A 24262-nucleotide genomic window follows, 5' to 3' on the forward strand; every position below is an offset into this window, starting at 1 on the left:
TGGTTATATTTTCTTACAGTTTTTAGTTACCTGCCAATCGCTTACTGTCAATTTTAAGTGCGTTTTAACGCCCATCATGTATATTATTTGTTAACAACAATCATTGTGATGGGATACTTATGGCCAAATCCATAACAATCAACGGCGAAAAAATTGCCATTGATGTCGATGAAAACATGCCACTATTGTGGTTTCTACGTGACCGTTTAGAGTTTACTGGTACCAAGTTTGGTTGCGGTAGCGGTTTGTGCGGCGCCTGTACCGTTCATGTTGACGGCAATGCTACACGCTCATGTATTACGCCTGTAGGCAGCCTTGAAGGCAAACAGATAACCACCATTGAAGGGTTATCGGCAAACGGCGATCATGCCCTACAAAAAGCCTGGGTTGATAATAAAGTACCGCAATGCGGCTACTGCCAAGCGGGTCAAATCATGAACGCGGCAAGCTTGTTAAAAGCCAACCCTACACCCAGTGATGATGACATAGTCAATGCCATGCAAGGCAACATCTGTCGTTGCGGTACCTATCAGCGCATCAAAAAAGCGATTCGCCAAGCCGCAGACGATCTTGCCAAGGAGGTGTCATAATGCATCCTCATATTAAAAAAGAGCTCGAGCAGTTCTACCAATCACAACAATCGTCAACAACGCCGACAAAAGATGAGAATTCAGGAATCAGTCGACGTAGTTTTCTAAAATTATCAAGTGTCGCCGGTGGCGGTTTATTAATTGGCGTAAATGTGCCGGCATTGGCATTTTCTGACAGCAAAACAGACACCTTTAATCCAAACGCATTCATTCATTTGCATCGTAATGGTGACTTAACCATTTACTGTGGTCGTTGTGAAATGGGACAAGGCATTTCTACCGCGTTACCGTCGGCAGTTGCCGATGAAATGGAGGCAGACTGGTCACGCGTAACCGTCAAACAAGCCGACGGAGACCAAGATAAATACGGCCCTCAGGCAACCGGTGGGTCTGCCAGTATTCGAGTGATGTATGAACCGATGCGTAAAGCCGGTGCTGCTGCAAAAGAGATGTTAATGCTCGCTGCTGCGAAAGTTTGGTCAACCGATGTCGCCAATGTTAAAGCCGATAACCACTTTATTGTCAACAAAGACAATGGTGAAAAACTTGCCTATGGCGACTTAGTCGACGTAGCGCAAAATATTGACGTACCGCAAGAGCCAACCTTAAAAAGCAAAGATCAGTACCGTTATATTGGCAGTGACTTACAACGCCACGACTTAGACATGGTGGTGACCGGTCAACGTACGTACGGCGCTGATACAAAGGTTGCTGGTTTAAAATATGCGGCTATCATCCACTGCCCGGTATTAGGCGGCAAGCTCAAACGATTAGATAAGAGCAAAGCCATGGCAGTTAAAGGGGTTGTTGATGTTGTCGAGATAAAACCGATTCAACACCCATACAGCTCTGTCGGTGGTGTAGCCGTTGTAGCTGATAATTCATGGACCGCACAGCAAGCGGTTAAACAACTAGATATTGAATGGGATCTGGGCCCTAATAAAGTCTATAACACTGAACAATACCGCCAAGATTTGGTGAATAACGTTGAAAAAACCGCTGAGAAAATGGGAGAGCGTGGCGATCTGCAAACCGCATTCAACAACGCTAAGACCATGGTAAAAGCAACGTACACAGGCGGTCATCTAAGTCATGCGCCAATGGAGCCGAACGCAAGCGTGGTTTCGGTCACCGATAATAGCTGCGAAGTATGGGCATCTACCCAAGCACCAGACGATATCCAAACAGTCCTTGCCAGTGTGTTAGGTCGAGAGAAAAAGGATATCGTCGTTCATGTCATGATCAGTGGCGGCGCATTCGGTCGTAAATTTAAGTGTGATTACGTTCATGAAGCAGCAGTGATCTCAAATCAAGTTCAAGCACCTGTGCAGCTTATCTGGAGCCGTGAAGAAGATATGCGAACCGGTTTTTATCATTCGATAAGTGCGCAACACCTTGAAGCCTCTATCAATAAAGACGGTGATGTCGATGGTTGGTTACAACGTGTCGCCTTCCCTTCAATAAGCTCATTATTCCAACCAGGGCTTGAACGAGCACCTGAGCGCGCCTTTGGCGATGTAAATAGTCATCCGTTCAATATCAGTAACTTTCGCAGTGAATCAGGCTTAGCACCTGCCCATACACGCATTGGCTGGTATCGCGCTGTTTATGCGATATTTTATGGTTTTGCTTATGGCAGTTTTGCCGATGAGCTTGCCATAGCTAAAGGTATCGATACCGTTGCTATGTTGCATCAATTATACGATGCCAACAAAAACCCGGAGCAAGAGGAACAAGTTAAACGCTCTAAAGGCGTATTAGATCTGGTCGCCAAGCAAGCTGGCTGGGGCAAACAATTGCCAGAAGGCGAAGGTTTGGGTATCGCTGTGCATTACAGCTTCCAAAGTTATGTTGCTATGGCGGTACATGTCAAAGTCGATGGCGATAACATCAAGGTCTTGAATGTCGACTGCGGTATCGATTGTGGTCAAATTCTTAATACCGATGGCGCCACCGCGCAAATGGAAGGTGCTGTGGTAATGGGCATGTCATTGTCGTTATATACCGAGATAAGCTTTAAAGATGGCGCTGTGGTTAACTCAAATTTCCACGACTACCCAGTACTGCGCATTAACGAAATGCCTAATGTGCGTGTGCATATTGTCGATTCAGATGCAAATCCGACAGGGTTAGGTGAGCCAGGTGTGGCACCGTTTGCACCTGCATTAACCAACGCCATTTACGCAGCCTCAGGTAAACGCTACCGTGATTTACCAATCAAGCCAATAAATGCCTAAAGATTAAGCCGTGAACGCCCTGATGATATAACATACAGGGCGTTTTTATGGTTATTGCAGGTCAGTATCTGGCGTTTGTTGTGTGTCCGCTTTATCCTTGTCTGCCTCAACCAACCATGCATACGTAAGCGATAAAATGCACAGTTCAATGACCGAAAATACTAAACCTAACGCACTTCCAACAAGGTGTGTTAACGTCGGCGAGACGATAAAACTTAATATTAACTTGGCGAGCAGTGCTAAACCTACCGGCACAATACCAATCAATACAAACACTGATAACGCATGATGCTGTGTTAACGACCACGCCCAACCACTACCACGTTTTTCACCCACAGCCGCATCCGGTAAAATCATCGCCCAGCGCGAAGAAAAATAAGCGACTGGCAGCATCATGATATAAAACAAGTAATTGCCCTGCTCTAAAGGCTCATTCATGGCGCTAGCATGACCATCGCCCAATGCTGCGCTACTGATCATAATAAACGGTACGCTTAACAAACCCGACATAATCGCAAACACCAGCGCCGCGTAAGCGAATTTAACATGGCTTTTATTTAACGAAAAAGGCGATAAGGTATCTAGTTGTTGATCTGACAGTAGAAACACCTTATGACAATTAACCGCTGCTAACAGCAAAAGCACCACCGAAATGGCAATATATAACATCATATTTGCCGAATAAGTCTGAGCCGCTAAATCGCCAATAAAAAATGGCGCAACAAAGGAAAACGCAATGTATGGTGCACACAGGGTCAATAGCAATTTAAAATGAAACAACGGAAGAAGAATCGATTTCGCCAGAATATTGCCTAGCGGCAGTGTTCGAAATACCATGTTCTATGCGCCTTTATTATTATTGGTTTGGGGTTCAGCGATGAAGCATTAATATACTGAAAAGCATGACCTGGTACAATACGGCTGCGCTTAGATCTGGCCTTTTAAATAGCCTTGCCGTAGCTCTTCATCAAATTTTTCGATTGCATAGCGCAACATGGTTCGGGGCATAGATTGGTAATGGTTGTTTAGAAATTCTATTTCTGTTTGCCTATCGCGATTGCCAATTTCTCTTAGCATCCAACCTACCGCCTTTTGGATCAGATCATGCTTGTCGTGTACCAGTAACTCACAGATTTCTAACGCGATAGTAAATTGCCCTTGGCGAATAAAATGATAACAACTAACCATGGCAATTCGACGTTGCCACAAGTGCCCTGTCTTCGCCCAATAAAGCAAAGGTTGGCAATCGCTGCCGTGTAAATATGGTCCAACGATCCAATAGGCTGAACAATCCACCAGATCCCAATTGTTGATGTGATCACAATATTGCATGTAGGCTGAATAAATCGCTTTTCGCTGCTGTTGATTATAGTTGCGTTTACCGCTGGCACGCTTAAATTGCTGAACCATCGCCAGTAAGGCAAACATGCGTACTTCATGATACGAATTCGCTAACAAGCAACACAAATCGTCTAAACTGACCGCATTAAAATGTTTCACTTGTTGTCGCAATATCGGCATAGAAATGCCAAGAAACTTATCCCCTTCACCGTACTCGCCTTTGGCGGTTTTAAAAAAACGCATTGCCTGTTGCGCTTTTTGATGATCGGACAAGTTAATTAGGCTTGTTAAAATAACATCAGCATTCATCCCCATAGTATATGCTCATAAAGCGACAAGATGTAAGTATGCGACGGCAAAATAAAATAAGTCGAACTTAATCGAACTCCATAGCCGGAAAACAAAAAGGCCGGTATCAATACCAGCCTTTTAAATGACATGTCCGTTTCTTAAGTTCGTTATCTATGGCTTGGAGGCCATTTAGAGAACTTAGACTAGAAACTTAGCCCGGGTGAAAGTTAACCAATCTTGGTTAAGCCACCCATATACGGTTGCAATACCTTTGGCACTTGAACAGTACCATCGGCTTGTTGATAGTTCTCTAAGATAGCCACTAAGGTGCGACCAACCGCCAAACCTGAACCATTTAGGGTATGTAATAATTCTGGTTTCTTGCTGCCTGCAGGACGAAAACGACCTTGCATACGACGCGCCTGGAAATCGCCCATATTTGAACATGACGAAATTTCACGGTAGGTGTCTTGCGCTGGTAACCAAACTTCTAAATCGTAAGTCTTAGTTGCACTAAAGCCCATATCGCCCGTACAAAGCGTAACTTTGCGGTATGGCAGTTCTAATAACTGCAATACTTTTTCGGCATGACCGGTTAGCTCTTCCAACGCTTCAAATGACTTCTCAGGATGAACCAACTGTACTAATTCAACCTTGTCGAATTGGTGTTGACGGATCAATCCGCGAATATCACGGCCAGAAGAGCCGGCTTCTGAGCGGAAACAGCTCGATAGCGCGGTTAATTTAATTGGCAACGCATCTTCATCAAGAATTTCATCACGCGCTAAGTTAGTCAGCGGCACTTCTGCGGTTGGGATCAAAGAAAACTTTTTGCTACCTAAATCGGTATGGAATAAGTCTTCACCAAACTTAGGAAGTTGACCTGTGCCATATAGCGAGTCGTGATTAACTAATAATGGGACATTGGCTTCGGTGTAGCCATGTTGATCAGCGTGCAGATCCAACATGAATTGGCCAATCGCACGGTTAAGTCGCGCCATTTGGCCTTTAATAACAACAAAACGTGTACCACTTAATTTAGCGCCGCTTTCAAAGTCCAAACCTTTATCTAACGCGGTGGCGATATCAACGTGATCTTTCACTTCAAAGTCAAACTCACGAGGCGTACCCCAACGAGTAACTTCAACGTTATCATCTTCATCGTTACCACTTGGCACATCGTCGGCTGGTAAGTTTGGAATGGCCGAAACGATATGGTCAATTTTTGCCAATAACGTCGCCAACTCGTCTTTCGCTAAATCCAGTCGAGCGCCTAATTGGCTAACTTCGTCCAGTAAAGGCTTGATGTCTTCGCCGCGTGCTTTAGCCTGGCCAATTGATTTCGAACGAACGTTACGCTCGTTTTGAAGTTCTTGTGTGCGAACTTGTAGTTCTTTACGCTCTTCTTCGAGCGCATTAAAGGTAGCGACATCCAATTTAAAGCCACGCTCAGCCAATTTAGCGGCTACAGCGTTGATGTCGGCTCTTAACAATTTTGAATCTAGCATGAGTTATCACGTACTATTTATTGGTTACCAAAATAAGACCAATGGCGGCTGCACTTACGCATAACACAACGTTAAGCAATACATTTGCCATGGCTTTCACCAGAAATCCTTGCTGTAATAACAACACAGTATCCAGCGAGAATGTTGAAAAGGTCGTAAAAGCGCCTAAAAAGCCTATGCCTACTAAGGTGCGGTAGATAGCCACTTCAATTACGCCCTGTTCTATTAATCCGTACAACACGCCCATGATGAGCGAGCCCGTTATATTAACGATCAAGGTCGCAAAAGGGAATCCTTTTCCAAGCCAAATTAGCACTATTTCTGAAATAAAGAAGCGCAAACTGGCACCAAGGGCACCACCAGCGGCGACAAACAAGTACATTTGCACACTACTCATAGCGTCTTCTCACTGCCATTAAGTCTAAGCTGTGTAAATAATCTTGTTTTTCTTTCAGTTTTTTCTCTAAGCCTCTGTCTGAAGGCTGATAAAAATTAGCGTGTTGGATCTCTTGCGGAAAATAATTTTCGCCTGCCGCATAGGCGCCGACTTCGTCGTGAGCATAACGATACTCAGCGCCGTGTCCAAGCGACTCGGTCAGTTTTGACGTGGCATTTCTTAAATGCAATGGTACCGGCAATTGTCCGGTATCTTTTGCCATCTGCCTAGCCGCTTTAAACGCGCTATACACGGCGTTACTTTTTGGTGCCAAGGCCATATAAATCGTAGCTTGAGCTATTGCGCGTTCGCCTTCAGCTGGTCCAATTTTATGGTATGTGTCAAAGGCATTGACTGCCAATTGCATGGCGCGAGGATCGGCATTTCCAATATCTTCACTGGCGATAGCCAATAATCGTCGTGCTACATACAGTGGATCGCCACCGCCTTCGAGAATTCGGCAATACCAATACAGCGCCGCGTCAGCATTCGAGCCTCGCACAGATTTATGAAAGGCGCTTATTAAATCATAAAAATGATCGCCGCTTTTATCATACAGCGCTTGTTTTTCACCTGCGACCATATTAACGATATCGAGGCTGATCCGTGTTCCGGCATCATCGCCATCGGCAATATCAACGCAATTTTCCAACAAATTCAATAAACGTCGGGCATCACCGTTAGCCAATGTTAACAATGACTCGCGGGCTTTATCGGCAAAGGTTATATTGGCGCTCGCCAAACCATATTCGGTATCCGTTAGCGCGCGGTCTAAAACCAGTTGCAGTTCTTGTTCACTATGGTTTTTTAGTAAATAAACACGGGCTCTCGATAACAACGCCTGATTTAATTCAAACGCTGGGTTTTCGGTGGTTGCGCCAATAAAGGTGATTGTGCCATCTTCAATATGCGGTAAAAATGCATCTTGCTGAGATTTGTTAAAGCGATGCACTTCATCGACAAATAAGATGGTACGGCGATTGTGTGCTTGGCTGGTTAACTTAGCTTGATCTATAGCTGCGCGAATGTCTTTAACGCCTGAGGTCACCGCAGAGATGCGTTGAATGTCGGCATCGGCATAGGTGGCAATTAATTCAGCCAGGGTCGTTTTACCGGTTCCAGGCGGTCCCCAAAATATCAATGAATGACATAAGCCCTGCTCTATTGCCAGGCGCAATGGTTTGCCCTTGGCAAGCAAGTGTTGCTGGCCAATGTATTGTTCTAATGTTTTTGGTCGTAATCTCGCCGCAAGCGGCGCAAATTGTTGCTGATGTTCAAAATCGAGCGACAAAGAACCGTTATCTTTGGTCATCTAAATCAACACCGTCCGGCAAGGTAAATTGAAACAAACTGGCATCTGGTAATGGTGACGTTGTGACATCATCAAGATCAAAGTGACTTAACTGACCGGTCGCATCCAATACGGTAAATTTTTCAATGCTATCGCCGTCAAACAATAAATGCAGTGATTTCACCTGCGCATCTTGCTGTTTGGCAACAATGGTATAATCGCTGTCGCTGGCTTTGTTAACGGTATAGTCTTGCCACGCCTGTTTATTTAAGCCGCTGAGCAACAAAATTGGTGTATTGGCAACGGCATTGTCAACACGAAACGCCGAGACTTGCTCAACGAATGGGTTGTAAAACCATAAGGTTTCGCCATCACTGACCACTAAGGTTTCATCCGGCGCAAATGTTTGCCAATGGATAAAGTTAGGACGTTTCACCGCTAAGTTGCCCGATGACTCCTGAATTTTATTGCCATCTGCGTCTATGACATCTTGCTTAAAACTGGCTTTAAATCCGGCTACTTTAGCCAATTTCGCCTGCAATTCTAGACTGTTTTGCGGATTAGCATGGGCCAAATTGGCACTTGCTATAAAGGATAACGCCAGCATGGATGCTGGCATTAGTGTTTTATTAACGAGTTTTTTAATCATAATCCTATCAAACTTTTACTGGAGGTGGTGCCAGTACTTCGCGCTGACCGTTATGTGCCGGTGAGCTAACAATACCCGCCATTTCCATATCCTCTACGATACGTGCTGAGCGGTTATACCCTATTCTAAACTTTCGTTGTACACTTGAAATTGATACCCGTCTGCTTTCAGTGACAAACGCAACAACCTCGTCAAATAACGGGTCGGACTCTGTTTCTTCTGAATCAGACGCTTCACCCGGTAACATATTATCTTCGGTGGTCTCACCTGATAAGATGTCGTCAACGTAATTTGGTTCCCCGCGGGATTTCCAGTCAGCCACCACGGCATGTACTTCGTGGTCGTCAATAAACGCCCCTTGTGCACGTAGTGGAATACTTGTGCCCTGAGGTAAGTAAAGCATATCACCGTGGCCAAGCAACTGCTCCGCACCTTGTTGATCTAAAATGGTACGTGAGTCAATGCGTGATTGAACCGTCAATGCCATACGGGTTGGAATATTGGCTTTAATTAAACCGGTGATCACATCCACTGACGGTCGTTGTGTTGCTAATATCAAATGAATACCAGCAGCACGGGCTTTTTGTGCAATACGGGCAATAAGCTCTTCAACCTTTTTACCGACGATCATCATCATGTCAGCAAATTCATCGACGACAACCACAATCGACGGCAGTTTTTCTAATAATGGCGGTGTTTGATCTAAACCATCTGTTGGCTGCCATAATGGGTCAATCAACGGCTCACCTTCTTCAATGGCCTTGCACACCTTTTGGTTGTAGCCTTTTAAGTTACGTACGCCAACCGCCGACATCAATTTGTAACGACGCTCCATCTCACCAACACACCAACGCAATGCATTGGCAGCATCTTTCATGTCCGTCACAACTTCCGATAATAAATGCGGAATACCTTCATAGATTGAAAGCTCCAACATTTTCGGGTCAATCATAATAAAGCGCACATCTTCTGGTGTTGATTTATACAACATAGAGACGATCATCACGTTAACCACAACCGACTTACCTGAGCCCGTAGTACCGGCAACAAGAATATGTGGCATTTTGCCCAAATCTGCGACCACAGGATCACCGGCGATATCTTTACCGATAACCATGGCTAATGAGGATTTGGCTTTATTAAACTCTTCACAACTGATGATTTCAGACAAACGCACCATTTCGCGGTGCTTATTTGGAATTTCTAAACCAATAACCGACTTACCAGGGATCACTTCCACTACGCGGACACTGGCTGCCGATAACGCACGTGCTAAATCTTTAGATAAGTTACTGATCTTGCTGACCTTAACGCCAGGTGCTAGATCCAATTCGAAACGCGTGATAACCGGTCCAGGGAACACATCAGTGACCTGCACTTCAACGCCGTAGTCTAACAAACGCGCTTCAACTAAGCGGCTGACTTGATCGAGCTCTTCCTGACTGATTGGATTTTTTGCTTTATCGGCTCTATCCAACAATTCAATAGTTGGCATACTCTCGTATTTTTCAGCTAATAATTCAGATGGCAATTTCTCTTTTGCAGGTTTGGCTGTCGCGGTTGATAAAGGTATGGACTGGGATGGCGCATCAAAATCGATAACATTGTCATCGCTTAGCTCTGGGTTTAGCCCTGGATTTAGCTCTGGGTTTAAATCAGAATCATTAAAATCACCAAACACAGGTTCATCGATATCATCGTCTATTGACGCTAAACCATGGTTAAATTCATCGTTAGCTTGGTCACTGCTTTGTGAGTAAGCATCGGTTGTGTCACTGTGTTTTTTGCTGCTAAACATGCCAAACAAGCTGCTTACCAAATCCGCCTCTTTATCAGATTTAGATTCAGCGACAATCTCATCAGTGGCGTCTTCGTCGTGCAATTCGTCGCCAACGTCACCATGAATCGATGCATCAACATCGTCTATATCAACATTACTCAGTACCGGTTGTTTAATCGCTTTTGCTCGTTTGCTGGTTTTTTTCGAATCATCAGCAACGCTATCGACATCGTTTTGAGCAATATCTGTTCCTACATCTTTGTAGTGCGATGTTGCCTTAGAGAACATACTCTTCACCAACAAATAGGCATTAATTGCCAGCTCACCTATGCTATCGATGATGCGAAACAGTGATACGCCACTGGTAAGCACAAAGCCTGTGCTCGCCATTATAATGTACAACAAAGAACTACCGGTGTAGTTCAAATACGGCATCAAGCTGTATGAGACATAATTACCAATCAAACCACCAGATGAAAAGCCGTAAAGGTCATCAACATTCATGCTAAAGATGGCGGTAAAACCAACCACCATCAACATCGCTCCGACCAACTTTAATGCTAAGGTGAAAAAGTCGATGTCGAGCAATAGATGGACGCGTTGAAACAATAACCAACCGGTAAAGGCCAGACCAAACGGCAACGCATACGCTACTAAGCCAAAGGTAAACAATAAAATATCTGACAGGTATGCACCTAACGCGCCGGCTTTATTATTGACTGTGGCGTGATAAGCGGTTTGTGACCAACCGGGATCCGATGCATCAAACGAGAATAAGGCAACGATTAGGTATAAGGAAAAAATGCTGGTAAAAATTAAACCGGCTTCCAACAAACGTTGGCTGCCTGTCAATTTATGACCAGTTACAGGTGAAGACTCTTTAGCGCTCAAACTCGAATCCATTATTATTATCTTGGTGTTAACTAAATTTTAAATTAGTTTTAATTTGGTTTTATTGAGTTAATGTCGTTATCGACATTCTCTTTATATTATATACGATTTAAATTAGCAGAAATACTGGCGCGGTTAAACCATTTGTAAGGCTTTAACTGCGTTAATCAAACTGAATGGGTAATTTATTATCAGTTTTCACTTCTTCCATCACCACATAGGTACGACTTTCGGCTACCGCTGGTAACTTTAATAAGGTATCACCCAATAAGTTGCGATAGGCTTGCATATCTGACACGCGAGTTTTCAATAAGAAATCAAAATTACCTGACACCAGATGACATTCTTGGATGACATCAACCTTCATCACCGCGTTGGAAAACTCTTCAAATACATCCGAAGAGGTACGGGTAAGCGTTATCTCAACAAATACCAATAACGCAGCGTCTAGGAATTTAGGGTCAAGATTAGCACTGTATCCCGTGATCACCCCTTCAGTCTCGAGTTTTTTAACCCGCTCTAAACACGGTGTCGGGCTTAAGCCAACACGCTTTGACAACTCTACGTTAGACAACCGGCCATTAATTTGTAACTCCTTTAGGATGTTTCTATCGATACGATCAAGTTTTTTTTCTTGGTTCCACATGTCAAAGAATATTTATCTGTTTTAATGGGCTTTAACGATATTTTCTACTAGCTATCGATAAAATACAACAAGTAACTCTAATAAAAGCCAACTATAATTGGCACAAAATAAAAAACAGTATCGGTTTGAATCATCTTAACCGTCATACCGACTTACTAAATTTAACCATGTCGAGAGATAAATTATGATTATTGGTGTACCTAAAGAAATTAAAAACCACGAGTACCGCGTTGGTATGGTTCCAGCAAGTGTTCGTGAGTTAATTAACCACGGTCACGAAGTATTTGTTGAAACAAACGCTGGTATTGGTATCGGTTTTACCGACCAAGACTACGTTGAAGTAGGCGCGGAGATCCTAAATACCGCGGCAGAAGTTTTTGCTAAAGCAGAAATGATCGTTAAGGTTAAAGAGCCGCAAGCCGTTGAACGTGCCATGTTACGTGAAGGTCAAATCCTATTCACTTACCTTCACCTTGCCCCAGACCTGCCACAAACTGAAGACCTAGTTAAATCAAAAGCTATCTGTATTGCCTACGAAACCGTTACTGACCGTACCGGCGGCCTACCATTATTAGCGCCTATGTCTGAAGTTGCTGGTCGTATGTCAATTCAAGCCGGTGCACAGGCACTTGAAAAATCAAACGCAGGTCGCGGTATGTTACTTGGTGGCGTACCAGGTGTTGAGCCAGCGAAAGTGGTTGTTATCGGTGGTGGTATGGTTGGTAACAACGCCGCACAAATGGCCGTTGGTATGGGTGCAGATGTTGTCATCCTAGACCGCAACATTAATGTATTACGTAAGCTAGACGCGCAATTTGGTAACAAAGTTAAAGCGATTTACTCAACGGCTGATGCCTTAGAGAAACACGTTCTTGATGCTGACTTGGTTATCGGTGGTGTCTTGATCCCAGGGGCTGCTGCACCAAAACTTGTTACTGCAGAGCACATCAAAAACATGAAGCCTGGTTCAGCTATCGTTGATGTTGCCATTGACCAAGGTGGTTGTATTGCGACATCTAAGGCGACAACCCATGCAGAGCCAACCTTTATTGTTGATGACGTAGTTCATTACTGTGTTGCTAACATGCCTGGCGCTGTGCCACGCACATCAACGTTTGCTCTAAATAACGCGACATTGCCGTTCATCATTAACCTTGCGAACAAAGGTTACAAAGATGCGTTGTTATCAGATGATAACTTCCTTAACGGTTTGAACGTGATCAATGGTCAGGTAACCGTACGTGAAGTTGCTGAAAACCTAGGTTTTGATTACGTTGACCCGAAACAAGCTTTAGCCAACGCATAGGCGTCAGTATAAGTTAGTTTACAAATCCTCCTTTTTTAAGAACGCAGTCGCATAAGACTGCGTTTTTTTATTCTTGTTACCCTTGTTTTATTGCCTTATCATCCCAATCATTGTTTTTAACGTAATCAATTGGTATTGATGCAATCATTGAAGCGCTTGAACGGTCGTAACTGACACCATGCTTTCGATTGCCATTATTATATTTTTGGAGTAATTCATGAGTGATGTAAGACACTGCCCTCTTCTTATCCTTGGCTCAGGCCCGGCAGGCTACACCGCAGCAGTATATGCTGCACGCGCAAACCTAAAACCAGTTCTCATTACCGGTATGCAACAAGGTGGTCAATTAACCACAACGACGGAAGTTGAAAACTGGCCTGGTGATGCCAATGACTTAACCGGTCCAGACCTTATGGTTCGTATGCAACAACATGCGGAGAAATTTGATACTGAGATTGTATTCGATCACATTGACGACGTTGACTTCTCACAAAAGCCATACCGCTTAAAAGGCAGCTCTGGTGAGTACACTTGTGATGCGTTGATCATTTGTACGGGTGCATCAGCACAATACCTAGGTCTAGAATCTGAAACCGCATTTATGGGTAAAGGTATCTCGGCTTGTGCAACGTGTGACGGTTTCTTTTATCGTAACCAAAAAGTTGCGGTTGTTGGTGGTGGTAACACCGCTGTTGAAGAAGCGTTGTACTTGGCGAACATCGCCTCAGAAGTACACCTAATTCACCGTCGTGATACGTTCCGTAGTGAAAAGATCCTAACCAAGCGCCTAATGGATAAAGTTGAAAACGGTAATATCGTTTTACACCTTGATCGTACCCTAGACGAAGTTCTTGGTGACAACATGGGTGTTACCGGTTTACGTCTTAAAGACGCGAAATCTGATGCCACAGAAGAAATCGATGTTGCAGGTTGTTTCATCGCCATCGGTCACAAACCAAATACTGACCTATTTAAAGATCAGTTGGATATGAAAGATGGTTACTTGACCATCAATAGCGGTACCAATGGTAACGCAACACAAACCAGCAAAGAAGGTGTTTTTGCTGCCGGTGATGTGGCTGACCATATCTACCGCCAAGCTATCACTTCTGCAGGCTCGGGTTGTATGGCCGCGCTAGACGCTGAACGTTACCTTGATGCCTTGCCATCGAGCAAGTAAGCAGCCCAGGTACGTAAAAATATGAGCCAGCAACTGTATGCATTAGACGACAGCTTGCTGGCTTTTCCTCCTACTGAATTCGCCTTAACCGATCCAAACGGTTTACTCGCTGTCGGCGGCGACTTAAGTCCTGAACGCCTAGTGGTTGCCTACCAAAATGGCATATTTCCTTGGTATAGCGACCACGACCCTATCCTGTGGTGGTCCCCTAACCCACGCGCTATCATCGAAACCAATGCGGTTAAAATCAATCGTAGCTTGGCAAAGTTTATCCGCAAATGTGACTATAAAGTTACCGTCAACCATGCCTTTGAAGACGTCATCGACTTGTGTGCTGACGCGCCGTTTCGTGACGACGACACTTGGATACTGCCAGAGATGTTAGAGGCATACGTCAGGTTGCATCATCAAGGCCATGCGCATTCGGTGGAAGTATGGCAACACGGCGAACTTATTGGTGGCTTGTATGGTGTGGCTGTTAATGGTTTTTTCAGCGGTGAATCTATGTTCTATCGCAAAGACAACGCCTCTAAAATTGCGCTTATCGCCTTAGCCAACAAACTGCGTTCAATAGGTGTTGGTTTGATTGACTGTCAGATCCAAAATCCTTTTTTGCAATCCATGGGGGCGGTTGAAATACCTCGCGAGCGTTTTATGCAAATGAAACATAGCGCATTAAACATTATTCCTGATCATAAATTTTGGCTTGCAACCGAGATCGCTGTTTCGTAAGCTGACATGGCTAGCGTCAAATTAACGACGAGCATCAAGTAACCAACTCTTCTAAAAAAACCTAATAAGGTAGGCACTATACTTAAGCTATGACCGAGTCCAAAAAGTATTTCCAATTTGGCTTAACCCGCTCGTTCGATTGTAACTATTTAGCTGAGCAGCAAGAGCGTTTAATCGTTATCACCAACAGTGAAGACGTTAATGCCGAAAACTACCAACGTTTGATGATGGCAGGCTTTAGACGCAGTGGCGATCAAGTCTATCGCCCTCATTGCGAAACGTGCCAAGCCTGTGAGTCATTGCGCATCCCTGTTAGGTTATTTAAATCGAGTAAAAGCCAAAAGCGACTGCTTAATGCCAATAAAGACTTCACGGTACGCATTGCTCAGACCGAAAAAGCAGAATACTTTGCCTTATATCAAAAATACATCGACACCAATCATCGTGATGGTTCAATGTATCCTGCAAACCAAGAGCAATACCGCGCGTTTATATTTTCTAAACAGGTACCGCAACTGTTTCTTGAGCTCTATGACAAGGATAAACTGATATCGGTGGCGGTGTGCGATAACCTTCCGCGAGCCCTATCAGCGCTATATACCTTCTACGATCCGGATTATCAAAAACGTTCGTTAGGACGCTATTCAATCTTGCAGCAAATAGAGTTAGCAGTGAAGCTTAATAAGCATTACTTATATTTGGGATATCAAATAGATGCTTGTAAGAAAATGAACTATAAGAGTCAATATTACCCGCATGAGCGCCTAGTAAACGATAATTGGCAACGAATCGAAAGAAAAAGCTAAAATTGCTTAAATAAATCACGCATTTTCTTTACAAAGCCAACCGTTTTCGGCATTATCTCGTCAGCAAATTTTTATCACTTGCCAAATTGACTAAACGATAGCAAACACTATCATATGATTTGGTACTTTAATTAATGTTTAGAGGTTTAACAGCCAAATGGCGAAAGAAGAAAATATTGAAATGCAAGGTACGGTGTTGGATACGTTACCAAACACCATGTTCCGCGTAGAGTTAGAAAACGGTCACGTTGTTACGGCTCACATCTCAGGTAAAATGCGTAAAAACTACATCCGTATTCTTACTGGTGATAAAGTAACTGTAGAACTAACGCCATACGACTTGTCTAAAGGTCGCATTATTTTCCGCGCCAGATAATCTGTTAAATGGCTGTTTGGTGATAGCCAAACAGGTTCCAGTCTTATTAAGCCTCGTTATAACGAGGCTTTTTTGTGTCTGTTATTAGTGTCGGGATTTGTATCTATTTGAATAGAGAGGCTATCTAAATATAACGCCTGTCCTGATGTCACTACTAGGCTTCAGCGACGGCACGCACTCTTGAGCCAGGCCAAAACCAAATCAGCGCAAACACCACAAACGACAACATCAACAACGCCACTTGCATAGGTACCGACACGGGGATCTGTTGAACAATTCCAACCAACACCGCACTACCTGCCATCTGCAAAAAACCCAATAGTGCCGATGCTGTACCCGCTTTTTCACCAAACGGCGCTAACGCTTGACCGGCACAGGTCCCCATCAACAATGAAAAACCAATAGAACTGAGCATAATTGGCAGCATAAACGCGACGGGGGTGTGTAAATCTTGCATTGCTACCATAAGCAAGCCACCGGCTAACAAGGTAATAAAGCCAGCACTGATGGTATTGACGACACCAAACACTTTTAAACACTTTGGTGCCAACACGCATGCGGCGATATTAAAAATGGCATTCAAGCTAAACCAAAAAATGAACATTTGGCTGCTTAGACCAAGTTCAACCATTAGCCAAGCAGGTGCACTGCTGACATAAGCGATGATCACCGCCATTGCGACCAATACCGCCAACGAATGAAATTGAAACACACGATTTAAGGCAATACTGGTGTAACGATTAAAATGCAGTAACTTCACCGAGCTGGCATCTTTGGTTGTATTGGTTTCTTTTAAAAACACCGCCACTAACGTACCTGCACCTACAGCGTACGCTGCCATAAACATAAAGGTACTTTGCCAACCGTACTCACTGGCTAACCAACCGCCCAAAATAGGCGCTAGCGCGGGGATGCAACAAATCACACCATTAAGGTAGCTGTACATCATACCGCTTTGTCTGGCATCATACTTGTCGCGTACAATGGCAAACGCACTGACCACAATCGCGCAGGTACCCAAGCCGTGTATAAAGCGAGAAAGCAAGTGCAACTCTATGGTGTTGGCAACGACACAGGCTAAACAGGCGAGAAAATAAATAACGATGCCAAACAACGCCACAGGTTTACGGCCATATTTATCGGCAACAGGACCAGCAAATAACTGCCCTATACCCATGGCTAAAAGAAAACCGCTAATTGACCATTGCAATAACGTCAGATCGGATTGAAAGTCATTTGCCATGTCGGGTAACGACGGCAAAAAGATGTCGATGGCCAGTGGACTAAACACCACCATCAACATCAAAATTGGTAAAAATGACCACATCGTATAATCAACTACTCGGTTAAAAAAGGGTCGCACATTCTACAGGGCTTTCAGCACTTAACAAAGACATTAAATGTTATCTAAATGTAATCATCGAGTTAGCATACGCCCTAGCAACGCATATTTTCATGCCGTTAAGGTAATAGCTGACTTTGCTTACTCAGTGCATTGTCGACTCACTCCTAACGTATTCTCTCGACATTCTTTAAGCAATAGCATGGCATACGTTTTGCGCAACTCTAATGCGTCTATGACAACAATCTTCGCCGAAACATTATGCTTTTTTCACGTTTTTAGCGAAAAATTGGCAGTTTATTGCTGCCTTCCCAGGCACTATCGCTGAAATCCTTAGACCCTAGTTTATTCAAACAGTTATTTTAGGATTGCAGTGTGATTTCAGCTGTTGTCGTGGCTTACAGCACCGTTTCGTTGTACGTCAGACCAACGAGTGAATTGCGATAACGGCAATCGCTTACTACAATATTTTGAACTGCTTATAATATGGTGGATAGCAATGACACTTATACTTAAGGGCCTAACATTGGGTACGGTAACTGTTTTAACAGTCACTGGATTCAATGTATTTCAAGACAATGAAACACAACAAGCAGAAATCTGTTTAGAGCAAGCTAAGCGCTTAATTAAACATCCTGAGTCAGTTCATTTTCAAGAGCATAAAGCCGTTGATGTTAAAGATGGTAGCTTGCGCATCCAGGTGATCTACACCGTTAAAAAAGACAATGGTAAACGCTATAAAGAAAATTCGGTGTGTGGTTTTATAAATCGTGACTCGCTTGAACTAAACCCTAACGACAAATTTAATCAATCACGAGAACTAGCCTTAGCTGAGCGTTGAGCATATTATCGTTTACAAGGGCTAACAACTAAGTGCTAAGAGTTAAGGGCCAAGTACTTTGAGCCAATAAAAAACGGAGCCTAAGTTCCGTTTTATCTGAATTGCGAATAAAAAAGCTATGCAGGTACTAAGTACTATGACACCAACTCTTCTTTCTCTTCGTAGCAGAACGTCAATTGCTCACTGTCTTCATCCAAATCAACTCGGGCAATACCGCCTTGCATTAACTCACCAAACAATAGCTCGTTGGCCAACTGTTTTTTCACTTGCTCTTGAATCAAGCGCGCCATTGGTCTTGCGCCCATGGTTTTATCATAACCACGACTCGCCAACCACTTACGGGCTTTTTCACTAATTTCCAGTGACACGCCTTTGCTGTCGAGTTGCGCTTGAAGTTCAACGATGAACTTATCAACCACTTGTTCGATAACCTCTTCAGGTAGGTGGTTAAACCAAATAATCGAATCAAGGCGGTTTCTAAACTCCGGTGAAAACACGCGGTTAATTTCTGACATCGCATCATGCGAATGATCTTGCTGCTTGAAACCAATCGATTTACGGGTAGTTTCCTGTACACCCGCATTGGTTGTTAGCACCAGAATAATGTTACGGAAATCCGCTTTACGTCCATTATTATCGGTTAGTGTACCGTGATCCATAACCTGCAATAAGATGTTGTAAATATCGCTATGAGCCTTTTCAATCTCATCCAGTAACACCACTGAATGCGGGTGTTTAATTACCGAATCGGTCAGCAAACCACCCTGCTCATAACCTACATAACCAGGAGGCGCACCAATTAGACGACTTACCGCGTGTTTCTCCATGTATTCGGACATATCAAAACGCAGTAATTCAACACCCAATTGATTGGCTAACTGCTTGGTTACCTCGGTTTTACCGACACCGGTAGGACCAGAAAATAAGAAAGAGCCAACTGGCTTCTCTTCCTGACCAAGGCCTGCACGAGACAAACGAATCACTGAAGTTAAACTATCAATAGCCTCATCTTGGCCGAACACCACCATTTTTAAATTGCGGTCAATGTTCATTAAGTTGTCTTTCTCAGTAGACGAAACCGATTTCTCAGGAATGCGAGCAATATTCGCTACCACAGATTCAATATCGCCAATGTTGATCACCTTTTTACGTTTGGAAGGCACAACCAACTGTTGTTTAGCACCGGCTTCGTCAATTACATCAATCGCCTTATCTGGCAAAAATCGATCATTGATGTATTTGCTTGATAACTCTGCCGCCGCTCTTAACGCTTTATTGGTATATTTAACGCTGTGATGCTCTTCGTACTTATCTTTCAAGCCGATAAGAATCTTGGTGGTCTCATCAATCGTCGGCTCTTTAATGTCTATTTTTTGGAAACGACGTGCTAGTGCGCGATCTTTCTCGAAAATGGTTGAAAATTCTTGATACGTGGTCGAGCCCATGCAACGTAACTTGCCAGACGATAACAAAGGCTTAATTAGGTTCGACGCATCCATCATACCGCCGGATGCTGCACCAGCACCAATGATGGTATGAATTTCATCAATAAATAAAATCGCGTGTTTGTCTTTTTCCAAATCTTTAAGCAGTGATTTAAAGCGTTTCTCAAAATCACCACGATATTTGGTACCGGCCAGTAACGCGCCCATATCTAAAGAGTAAATGGTTGCATCCGATAAAACCTCAGGCGCATCACCATCAACAATTTTCTTGGCTAATCCTTCAGCAATAGCGGTTTTACCTACCCCCGCTTCACCGACAAACAATGGATTGTTTTTACGACGACGGGATAGTACTTGAACGGTTCGTTCTAATTCGCGGGTTCGACCTATCATAGGGTCGATTTCACCTTTTTGCGCCAATACATTTAAATTGCTGGCATAGGTATCGACGGTTTTTGCCTCTTCTGGCGCAACGGTTTGTTGCTCTAAACTAGCAGCCGCATCATTTTGAGAGGCTGTTTTGGCAATACCATGAGAAATATAATTAACAATATCAAGGCGGGTGATGTCTGATTTTTTCAGAAAATAGGCTGCCTGAGATTCTTGCTCAGAAAATATCGCAACCAATACGTTGGCACCGTTAACTTCGGTTTTACCAGACGACTGCACATGAAATACCGCGCGTTGTAATACGCGTTGAAACCCTAATGTCGGTTGTGTCTCACGTTCCTCATCGCCCTGAGGGATAACTGGCGTTGTTTCGCCAATAAAGTTTAGTAATTCCATTTTTAACTTTGGAATATCGCCGCCACAGGCATTGATCGCTTCCACTGCTTCTGGATTTTCCAGTAGTGCGAGCAACAAATGTTCGACCGTCATAAACTCATGACGCGAATCTTTCGCCTGACGAAACGCCAAATTTAACGAAATTTCTAAATCTTTATTCAACATAGGCGTACTCCTGATACTACTTACTTATAAATCTGAGAACTGTTATTTCTCATTCTTGTATCGCAAACTCTATACCTTTTCCATGGTACACATGAGTGGGTGTTGATGTTTGCGTGCATATTTGCAAACTTGATCAACCTTGGTTTCTGCAACATCGACGGTAAAAATTCCGCAACTGCCTTTACCCTTATAATGTATTGTAAGCATAATCTGCGTTGCTTGATCACTATCCATGTTAAAAAATCGAGATAATATTTCTACCACAAAGTCCATTGGGGTGTAATCGTCGTTTAAAAGAATAACACGGTACATCGGCGGACGTTTGACCTTTTCCTTGTCCTCTTTTAGGGCTTCTTGACCAGTTCCGATCTCTTCTTTTACCTTACCCATAAAGTAATAATAGCCTCATAGTTGATTAATGGAGAACTGTTTTAAAAAAAAATTTATTAAAAAAAACCAATAATTTACCTTGACTAATCGCTCAAATTATCTAAATTTTTAAAAGTGACTAAATTTTAGACACGCAATTTATTTAAGAAGTTTCAACGCCTCTTAATTTGAATTTGTCTAATCAAGTTTATATGTGGCTATATTAACGCTGATACAGTGAAAATAACAGTGCCAAAATAAACGCAAGGTTGGTCACTTATTATAACAAGATACCGAATCAGAAAGAAGGAAGTAGGAAGTATGGCACACGGCACAGTAAAATGGTTTAACAATGCCAAGGGTTTCGGTTTTATTCGTCCAGAAGAAGGTGGTGAAGACATTTTTGCTCATTACTCTACCATTCAAATGGAAGGCTATCGAACTCTAAAAGCGGGTCAGTCAGTTGATTACGAACTAAATCAAGGACCAAAAGGCCAACATGCAGCAAGTATTAAACCAGTAGAAGACGAATAATTCGTTTAATACAGTGGGCATAGCAAATTAGATATCGTTATACGATGTGTGATTTGCGCCCTCGCGTTTACCTCCTACATCTTATTTTCTGGTGATTTTTTAATTGCCGGGTTGTTTTGTCATCTATTAAATCTGACGAGTCGCACTGGTGCGCTGAGCGTTAGATGGAAAAACTGGATGCATTAGAATAGAAAAAAGCTGAAAGCACTACGCTTTCAGCTTTTTTTATGGTTCTAAAATCAAGTCAGAAAATTATAGAGACTCGATTGCAGAATTTAATGTCGCACTTGGACGCATTGCTACCGCAGTCGCCTCATTACTTGGCATGTAGTAACCGCCAATTTGATTGGCTACGCCCTGGGCTGAATTTAATTCATTGACAATTGCCGCTTCGTTAGACGTTAACGCGTCAGCTAAAGGAGCAAAACGCGCCTTCAATTGTGCATCTTTATCTTGTGCCGCCAATTCCTGTGCCCAGTACATGGTTAGATAGAAGTGTGAACCACGGTTATCAATTTGACCTAGCTTACGTGCAGGAGACTTATTTTCCGCAAGGAATGTCGCAGTCGCTGCATCTAAGGTATCCGCTAAGATTTGTGCTTTAGCATTACCCGCAAAATTACCTAAGTGCTCAAATGACGCCGCAAGCGCTAAGAACTCACCTAGTGAATCCCAGCGTAAGTAGTTTTCTTTTTCAAACTGTTGAACGTGCTTAGGTGCAGAACCACCAGCACCGGTTTCGAACAAACCACCGCCATTCATTAATGGTACGATTGATAGCATTTTCGCTGATGTACCCAACTCTAAGATTGGGAACAAGTCTGTAAGGTAATCACGTAATACGTTACCGGTAACAGAAATCGTATCTTCACCATTTTTCATGCGCTCAAGTGAGAACTCAGTTGCTTCTAATGGTGCCAAAATACGAATATCTAAACCATCAGTGTCATGGTTAGGTAAGTATGCTTCAACTTTGTTGATAAGTTGAGCATCGTGAGCACGTTCTGAATTTAACCAGAATACCGCTGGTGTATTGCTCAAACGAGCGCGGTTAACGGCTAGCTTAACCCAGTCTTGAACAGGTGCATCTTTCACCTGACACATACGCCAGATATCGCCTTGCTCAACATCGTGTTGCATTAACACGGTGCCGTCTTTGTCTTCTACACGCATGGTTCCGTTAGCTGCAACTTCAAACGTCTTGTCGTGTGAACCGTACTCTTCAGCTTTTTTCGCCATTAGACCAACGTTAGGGATGGTACCCATAGTACGAGGATCAAAGGCACCGTGTTTCTTACAAAAATCGATAGTGGCTTGGTAAACACCGGCATAACAACGATCAGGAATAACCGCAATGGTATCTTGCAACTCGTCTTTTTTATTCCACATGCAACCAGATGAACGAATCATGGCAGGCATTGACGCGTCAATGATTACGTCAGACGGCACGTGAAGGTTGGTAATACCTTTGTGTGAGTTAACCATCGCCATGTCTGGGCGCTCTTGGTATAGAGCAACGAAATCAGCTTCGATTTCAGCTTGCTTGTCAGCAGGAAGGCTGGCGATTTTAGCGTAAACGTCACCGATACCGTTGTTTACATCAACACCTAACTCAGCGAATAGCTCAGCGTGTTTTTCTAATACGTCTTGGTAGAATACCGACACACAGTGACCGAAAATGATTGGGTCAGAAACCTTCATCATGGTTGCTTTCATGTGTAATGAGAACAAAATGCCCTGCTCTTTAGCTGCAGCGATTTGCTCAACTAAGAAAGTACGTAATTTGTTTTTGTTCATGCTTGATGAATCAATGATCTCACCAGACTCTAGTGCTAAACCTGATTTTAATACGGTGTCATTACCATCGGCATCACGATGAATGATGTTCACAGATGTGGCATCAGCAATTGTTACTGATTGCTCTGAACCGAAGAAATCACCGTCAGTCATGCTGGCAACGTATGATTTAGAGTCTGCTGACCACTCACCCATTGAGTGTGGGTTGTTTCTAGCGTACTGCTTAACTGACGCTGGCGCACGACGGTCTGAGTTACCTTCACGCAATACTGGGTTAACAGCTGAGCCCAATACTTTAGCGTACTGTGCCTTAATAGCTGCTTCTTCATCATTCTTTGCTTCCTCAGGGAAATCAGGTAACGCGTAACCTTTTTCTTGCAATTCTTTAATCGCTGCTTGTAATTGTGGAATCGATGCACTGATGTTCGGCAGTTTAATGATGTTCGCTTCTGGCGTTTTTGCCAATTCACCTAACTCAGCTAGAGCATCACCGATGCGTTGCTCTTCGGTAAGGTATTCTGGAAAGTGCGCTAAAATACGACCTGCTAAAGAAATATCTTTCGTTGTTACGTTGATGCCAGCGGTTGCAGCATACGCTTGAACGATAGGTAAAAATGAGTACGTTGCTAACGCTGGCGCCTCATCAGTGATGGTGTAAATGATGTTAGAATTATCAGTTGTCATGTGATTTCCTATTTTATGCGTTGGCCATCTGTTGTGACCGGAATTCTTTTTGCCGACTTTGCCGAAACGAATTGAACCACGCCATAATATAGTGGCATGTAGACTGGCAAAACGACGAGTCTGTCATTGTCTGAGGGCCGATTGATAACCGCCGATTTAGGCCCATCTGAGTAGGCGTAAATAGTCAGACATAAAGCGTCTAAAGAGTCATTATTTTAATCGGGCGCTAGTATAGCAAT

General features: G+C 43.4%; 21 protein-coding genes. 9 read left to right on the plus strand and 12 right to left on the minus strand.

What is annotated here, in order from left to right; genetic code table 11:
- Positions 1-119 precede the first annotated feature (119 nt).
- Complete coding sequence (locus tag HII16_RS03425) at positions 120-590, plus strand: (2Fe-2S)-binding protein (RefSeq protein ID WP_135440250.1); 471 nt, start codon at positions 120-122, stop codon at positions 588-590.
- Positions 590-2827, plus strand: a complete 2238-nt coding sequence (locus HII16_RS03430) for a molybdopterin cofactor-binding domain-containing protein (RefSeq protein WP_169127505.1) — start codon at positions 590-592, stop codon at positions 2825-2827. Before HII16_RS03425 ends, HII16_RS03430 begins: the two co-directional genes overlap by 1 nt.
- Positions 2828-2878: 51 nt before the next feature.
- On the opposite strand, the gene HII16_RS03435 is transcribed toward HII16_RS03430, so the two are convergent.
- The 8 genes from HII16_RS03435 to lrp all read right to left on the minus strand — a co-directional run bounded on the left by HII16_RS03435 (position 2879) and on the right by lrp (position 11660).
- Complete coding sequence (locus HII16_RS03435; RefSeq protein WP_169127506.1) at positions 2879-3664, minus strand: hypothetical protein; 786 nt, start codon at positions 3662-3664, stop codon at positions 2879-2881.
- Positions 3665-3754: 90 nt separating this feature from the next.
- Positions 3755-4483 (minus strand): DNA alkylation repair protein, encoded by a 729-nt coding sequence (locus HII16_RS03440; protein ID WP_169127507.1) that lies wholly within the window; start codon positions 4481-4483, stop codon positions 3755-3757.
- Between the two features lie 203 nt (positions 4484-4686).
- On the minus strand, positions 4687-5967 hold the full coding sequence (gene serS / locus HII16_RS03445) for a serine--tRNA ligase (RefSeq protein WP_169127508.1): 1281 nt from the start codon (positions 5965-5967) through the stop codon (positions 4687-4689).
- Positions 5968-5980: 13 nt separating this feature from the next.
- On the minus strand, positions 5981-6364 hold the full coding sequence (gene crcB / locus HII16_RS03450) for a fluoride efflux transporter CrcB (protein WP_169127509.1): 384 nt from the start codon (positions 6362-6364) through the stop codon (positions 5981-5983).
- On the minus strand, positions 6357-7715 hold the full coding sequence (locus HII16_RS03455; protein ID WP_169127510.1) for a replication-associated recombination protein A: 1359 nt from the start codon (positions 7713-7715) through the stop codon (positions 6357-6359). Before HII16_RS03455 ends, crcB begins: the two co-directional genes overlap by 8 nt.
- Positions 7702-8343 (minus strand): outer membrane lipoprotein chaperone LolA, encoded by a 642-nt coding sequence (gene lolA / locus HII16_RS03460; RefSeq protein WP_169127512.1) that lies wholly within the window; start codon positions 8341-8343, stop codon positions 7702-7704. The genes HII16_RS03455 and lolA overlap by 14 nt, the downstream gene beginning before the upstream one ends.
- 7 nt (positions 8344-8350) lie before the next feature.
- Positions 8351-11026 carry a DNA translocase FtsK gene (locus HII16_RS03465; protein ID WP_169127514.1) on the minus strand — a complete coding sequence of 892 codons (2676 nt, stop codon included), beginning with the start codon at positions 11024-11026 and terminating at the stop codon, positions 8351-8353.
- Between the two features lie 151 nt (positions 11027-11177).
- Positions 11178-11660, minus strand: a complete 483-nt coding sequence (lrp, locus tag HII16_RS03470) for a leucine-responsive transcriptional regulator Lrp (protein WP_169127516.1) — start codon at positions 11658-11660, stop codon at positions 11178-11180.
- Between the two features lie 184 nt (positions 11661-11844).
- On the opposite strand from lrp, the gene ald reads away from it, so the two are divergent.
- The 5 genes from ald to infA all read left to right on the plus strand — a co-directional run bounded on the left by ald (position 11845) and on the right by infA (position 16060).
- Complete coding sequence (gene ald / locus HII16_RS03475) at positions 11845-12966, plus strand: alanine dehydrogenase (RefSeq protein ID WP_169127518.1); 1122 nt, start codon at positions 11845-11847, stop codon at positions 12964-12966.
- A gap of 217 nt (positions 12967-13183) precedes the next feature.
- The gene (gene trxB / locus HII16_RS03480) at positions 13184-14146 is read left to right on the plus strand and encodes a thioredoxin-disulfide reductase (RefSeq protein WP_135440239.1); all 963 of its coding nucleotides are present in this window, start codon (positions 13184-13186) and stop codon (positions 14144-14146) included.
- 21 nt (positions 14147-14167) lie between these two features.
- Positions 14168-14878: a leucyl/phenylalanyl-tRNA--protein transferase gene (aat, locus tag HII16_RS03485; protein WP_169127520.1), complete on the plus strand. Its 711-nt coding sequence runs from the start codon at positions 14168-14170 to the stop codon at positions 14876-14878.
- A gap of 89 nt (positions 14879-14967) precedes the next feature.
- A complete protein-coding gene (locus tag HII16_RS03490; protein ID WP_169127522.1) occupies positions 14968-15684 on the plus strand; it encodes an arginyltransferase in 717 nt (238 codons plus the stop codon).
- A gap of 157 nt (positions 15685-15841) precedes the next feature.
- A complete protein-coding gene (gene infA / locus HII16_RS03495; RefSeq protein ID WP_011043571.1) occupies positions 15842-16060 on the plus strand; it encodes a translation initiation factor IF-1 in 219 nt (72 codons plus the stop codon).
- A gap of 154 nt (positions 16061-16214) precedes the next feature.
- Here infA and HII16_RS03500 read toward each other — a convergent pair whose 3' ends face one another.
- The gene (locus HII16_RS03500; RefSeq protein WP_169127524.1) at positions 16215-17387 is read right to left on the minus strand and encodes a multidrug effflux MFS transporter; all 1173 of its coding nucleotides are present in this window, start codon (positions 17385-17387) and stop codon (positions 16215-16217) included.
- 514 nt (positions 17388-17901) lie between these two features.
- On the opposite strand from HII16_RS03500, the gene HII16_RS03505 reads away from it, so the two are divergent.
- Positions 17902-18243, plus strand: coding sequence for a hypothetical protein (locus HII16_RS03505; protein WP_135440235.1), 342 nt, complete (start codon positions 17902-17904; stop codon positions 18241-18243).
- 134 nt (positions 18244-18377) lie between these two features.
- Here the strand turns inward: HII16_RS03505 and clpA are convergent, their stop codons facing one another.
- Together clpA and clpS are read right to left on the minus strand one after the other, a co-directional pair.
- Positions 18378-20639, minus strand: coding sequence for an ATP-dependent Clp protease ATP-binding subunit ClpA (clpA, locus tag HII16_RS03510; protein ID WP_169127526.1), 2262 nt, complete (start codon positions 20637-20639; stop codon positions 18378-18380).
- 69 nt (positions 20640-20708) lie between these two features.
- Positions 20709-21029, minus strand: a complete 321-nt coding sequence (clpS, locus tag HII16_RS03515) for an ATP-dependent Clp protease adapter ClpS (protein ID WP_135440233.1) — start codon at positions 21027-21029, stop codon at positions 20709-20711.
- 300 nt (positions 21030-21329) lie between these two features.
- On the opposite strand from clpS, the gene cspD reads away from it, so the two are divergent.
- Positions 21330-21542, plus strand: a complete 213-nt coding sequence (gene cspD / locus HII16_RS03520; protein WP_135440232.1) for a cold shock domain-containing protein CspD — start codon at positions 21330-21332, stop codon at positions 21540-21542.
- Between the two features lie 252 nt (positions 21543-21794).
- On the opposite strand, the gene HII16_RS03525 is transcribed toward cspD, so the two are convergent.
- Positions 21795-24023: an NADP-dependent isocitrate dehydrogenase gene (locus HII16_RS03525; protein WP_169127528.1), complete on the minus strand. Its 2229-nt coding sequence runs from the start codon at positions 24021-24023 to the stop codon at positions 21795-21797.
- Positions 24024-24262: the final 239 nt, after the last annotated feature.

It is taken from the genome of Thalassotalea sp. Y01 (assembly GCF_012932945.1).
Classification (GTDB): Bacteria; Pseudomonadota; Gammaproteobacteria; order Enterobacterales; family Alteromonadaceae; genus Thalassotalea_A.

What these genes read in the sequence shown, in the direction of transcription:
- HII16_RS03500 (WP_169127524.1), bottom strand. Translation starts at nt 17,387, where the DNA reads ATGTGGTCATTTTTACCAATTTTGATGTTGATGGTGGTGTTTAGTCCA.
- aat (WP_169127520.1), top strand. Translation starts at nt 14,168, where the DNA reads ATGAGCCAGCAACTGTATGCATTAGACGACAGCTTGCTGGCTTTTCCT.
- infA (WP_011043571.1), top strand. Translation starts at nt 15,842, where the DNA reads ATGGCGAAAGAAGAAAATATTGAAATGCAAGGTACGGTGTTGGATACG.
- lolA (WP_169127512.1), bottom strand. Translation starts at nt 8,343, where the DNA reads ATGATTAAAAAACTCGTTAATAAAACACTAATGCCAGCATCCATGCTG.
- HII16_RS03490 (WP_169127522.1), top strand. Translation starts at nt 14,968, where the DNA reads ATGACCGAGTCCAAAAAGTATTTCCAATTTGGCTTAACCCGCTCGTTC.
- ald (WP_169127518.1), top strand. Translation starts at nt 11,845, where the DNA reads ATGATTATTGGTGTACCTAAAGAAATTAAAAACCACGAGTACCGCGTT.
- trxB (WP_135440239.1), top strand. Translation starts at nt 13,184, where the DNA reads ATGAGTGATGTAAGACACTGCCCTCTTCTTATCCTTGGCTCAGGCCCG.
- lrp (WP_169127516.1), bottom strand. Translation starts at nt 11,660, where the DNA reads ATGTGGAACCAAGAAAAAAAACTTGATCGTATCGATAGAAACATCCTA.
- HII16_RS03465 (WP_169127514.1), bottom strand. Translation starts at nt 11,026, where the DNA reads ATGGATTCGAGTTTGAGCGCTAAAGAGTCTTCACCTGTAACTGGTCAT.
- serS (WP_169127508.1), bottom strand. Translation starts at nt 5,967, where the DNA reads ATGCTAGATTCAAAATTGTTAAGAGCCGACATCAACGCTGTAGCCGCT.
- HII16_RS03425 (WP_135440250.1), top strand. Translation starts at nt 120, where the DNA reads ATGGCCAAATCCATAACAATCAACGGCGAAAAAATTGCCATTGATGTC.
- HII16_RS03435 (WP_169127506.1), bottom strand. Translation starts at nt 3,664, where the DNA reads ATGGTATTTCGAACACTGCCGCTAGGCAATATTCTGGCGAAATCGATT.
- clpA (WP_169127526.1), bottom strand. Translation starts at nt 20,639, where the DNA reads ATGTTGAATAAAGATTTAGAAATTTCGTTAAATTTGGCGTTTCGTCAG.
- HII16_RS03440 (WP_169127507.1), bottom strand. Translation starts at nt 4,483, where the DNA reads ATGGGGATGAATGCTGATGTTATTTTAACAAGCCTAATTAACTTGTCC.
- HII16_RS03430 (WP_169127505.1), top strand. Translation starts at nt 590, where the DNA reads ATGCATCCTCATATTAAAAAAGAGCTCGAGCAGTTCTACCAATCACAA.
- cspD (WP_135440232.1), top strand. Translation starts at nt 21,330, where the DNA reads ATGGCACACGGCACAGTAAAATGGTTTAACAATGCCAAGGGTTTCGGT.
- HII16_RS03455 (WP_169127510.1), bottom strand. Translation starts at nt 7,715, where the DNA reads ATGACCAAAGATAACGGTTCTTTGTCGCTCGATTTTGAACATCAGCAA.
- clpS (WP_135440233.1), bottom strand. Translation starts at nt 21,029, where the DNA reads ATGGGTAAGGTAAAAGAAGAGATCGGAACTGGTCAAGAAGCCCTAAAA.
- HII16_RS03505 (WP_135440235.1), top strand. Translation starts at nt 17,902, where the DNA reads ATGACACTTATACTTAAGGGCCTAACATTGGGTACGGTAACTGTTTTA.
- HII16_RS03525 (WP_169127528.1), bottom strand. Translation starts at nt 24,023, where the DNA reads ATGACAACTGATAATTCTAACATCATTTACACCATCACTGATGAGGCG.
- crcB (WP_169127509.1), bottom strand. Translation starts at nt 6,364, where the DNA reads ATGAGTAGTGTGCAAATGTACTTGTTTGTCGCCGCTGGTGGTGCCCTT.